Source organism: Cypionkella sp. TWP1-2-1b2 (assembly GCF_049896245.1).
Classification (GTDB): Bacteria; Pseudomonadota; Alphaproteobacteria; order Rhodobacterales; family Rhodobacteraceae; genus Cypionkella.
In genome coordinates, this window is the sequence record NZ_JAFCTX010000091.1 from 1 (window position 1) to 2,379 (window position 2,379).

Sequence of the window (2,379 nt, forward strand, 5' to 3'; positions counted from 1 at the left end):
CAGGGCGGCGATCCTGAACCGATTTACGGCACTTGGAACGCCGCAAACTCAACGTGTCGGATGACTCTGTCCAGCGGAAGGGAAAACTCGACCTCAGGCTGATTTGTGCAACAGAGCCCTTTGCCATGCTGCCCACGTAAAAGGCCACCAAGCTGACCGATACCCTGACCGCGATCAAGGCGAACCTGCCGCCCGAAGGGGCGTCGGGCGCTGTGGTCTACTGCGCCACGCGCGGGACGACGGAAAAGGCAGCAGAGTTTTTGAAAGGCCAGGGGCCGGCGGCCGATTATTCCCGCGCCGGGCTGACATCCGAGCGCAAGCGCGAGGTTTGGGAGGCGTTTCGAGTAGCGAAGCGACATCAATGCCTTAAGCAAAGTTCCTCTGACAACACCGCATCGCCCGAACCGCTGTGACCGCGTGGCCGTCCGCCAGGTGGGCGGGAAAACCGCGGAGCTTCTAACCTCACGGTTCGGCCCACATCCGCAGGAGGTTTGCCCGGGTCTTGGTCAGTCGGTCGAGCTGGGCGGATTTACCCTCGCTTGCAAAGCAGGCCTCCACCGACTGGTCGAGGTCAAATAGGATCTCTCGCTGCGCGGCATCGCGGATCAGGCTTTGGGCCCAGCCGACCACCGCCAGCCGTTCCCCGCGGCTGACTGGCTCCACTCGGTGCAGGGTGGTGGCGGGATAGAGGATAAGATCACCGGCGGCGGGTTTGATGGCGCGGGCCTCGAACATGTCCTCGATCACCAACGCGCCACCGTCATAGCTGTCGGGGGCGCACAAAAACAGCGTGAACGACAAATCTGTGCGCACTCCCTGCATCAGCGCGTCATCAACATGCAGGCCGTAGGTCTGGCCGGCGCGGTAGCGCGACAGCATCAGGCGGGTCAGGGCCTTCGGGCGGGCGGCGGAGCGGAACAAGGGGTTGGCGGCGAGGGTGCTTTCGACTTTGGTCAGGATGGCGTCCAGTTCGGGCGCGGGCAGTGCCTGATCATTTGCCTTGACCGTGCGCGCATGTCTGCCGGCGGTAGCGCGCCCGTCGCCAAAGCTCAGCTTTAAGGCGGCATCGCGCAGCGCCGCGACATCGGTGGGCGCCAGCAGGTTTTCGATCAGTAGCATCATGGCAGCGCGCTGCGCTTCATCGGACCGACGAGGCGATCAGTTCGACCTTGGCAGCAATGCCGAGCAGGATTTGCGGGTCGCCGGCAAACGGGGTGGTGGAAGTGGGGTCACCAAAGGCAGCGTCGGCTTCTGTCAGCGCGGTGCTGGCCTTGGCGGAAGCAGCAGCGGACAGCGGCAAGGCGGCAAGGTCTGTCAGGCGCTGGCGAGCAAGTGTCACGAAGGAGTGGGACTCGTGCCAGCCCATGACATCGGCGACCGCACCGTTTTCAATGCTGGCAGAATATTCGTCAGCGGCGGCTTTCAGCAACATAACCACGGCGTCAAAGCGGGCGCGGACTTCGTCGGCCTCAACAGCGGCTGCAGCGGCAAAAGCTTGGGCGACGGAGCTCAGCGCGGCATCGACTTCGGCCAATGATGCATCCTTGGCCATGGCGGCAGTGAACGCGGCAATAGTGGCGGAAGGGTCGGCGGCCCCATGGTCTGTGATCTCACGGACGAGATCGGCTAGGGTGCCTTCTTCTTGCGGGCGGGTGGAAAGGGCGACCGCATCGACCTTTTGCCCCAAAGCGTAGAGATCGCGTGCGGCCAGCATGTGGCCCTCGACAACGCCGATTTTGGCTAGATACGCCGCGTCAGTTGAAGCGTTTGCTGTAGTGCCGGCCTCGCCCACCTCGCCGCCTTGCTCTGCCAGCCACATCCGGGCGTCAGGGTTGGTCAGGGTGATGGGCGCGCTGCGCAGATCGGCAAAGGCCGGTGCCGCAGCCAGTGTGACCGAGGCGACGGCCAGGGTGGTCCAGCGGCGCGGTTGGGTCGGGCGCGGGGTCTTGGTCATGGCGAAACCTTTCTGAATGTTTTTTCGGTTTAATGCGTCGGACCGCGACCGTCAAGATTAGTTGAGTAATTCACTAAGAATATCCAGGCAGCGGCTTCACTCAGGTTTTTGCCAAATATCCGCTTTAGACCGGCTTTACCGCCAGCCAGATGCTGCCTTGGAGGCGGAGGGTCAGGATCGTCACCGTTCGTAGGGCCCTTCTCGGGATCAGGCTGTACGTGAAGCGGGCGGCAGGGTGGCGAGGATGGTCAGTGTTGTTGGACAAGGCGCAAAGGGTCAAGCCGCATCGAAGCCGTCGCACAGGTCCAAACGATCTTCGGCTACCAACAGTGGCATTCGCTTTTCTCTCCCTTCGCCATCGGGCGCGGACGAGGCCGCTGGGTCCGGGTGCACGCCACACGCGATGTGCGCAGCTGATGTGGAGT

2 protein-coding genes are annotated in these 2,379 nt (G+C 63.1%); both read right to left on the minus strand.

Features of this window, described 5'->3' with window-relative positions:
- Positions 1-462: 462 nt before the first annotated feature.
- Positions 463-1,122: a Fe2+-dependent dioxygenase gene (locus ACP7AP_RS24090; protein ID WP_426038443.1), complete on the minus strand. Its 660-nt coding sequence runs from the start codon at positions 1,120-1,122 to the stop codon at positions 463-465.
- Between the two features lie 16 nt (positions 1,123-1,138).
- Complete coding sequence (locus ACP7AP_RS24095) at positions 1,139-1,954, minus strand: hypothetical protein (RefSeq protein ID WP_426038445.1); 816 nt, start codon at positions 1,952-1,954, stop codon at positions 1,139-1,141.
- Between the last annotated feature and the right edge of the window lie 425 nt (positions 1,955-2,379).

What these genes read in the sequence shown, in the direction of transcription:
- ACP7AP_RS24095 (WP_426038445.1), bottom strand. Translation starts at nt 1,954, where the DNA reads ATGACCAAGACCCCGCGCCCGACCCAACCGCGCCGCTGGACCACCCTG.
- ACP7AP_RS24090 (WP_426038443.1), bottom strand. Translation starts at nt 1,122, where the DNA reads ATGATGCTACTGATCGAAAACCTGCTGGCGCCCACCGATGTCGCGGCG.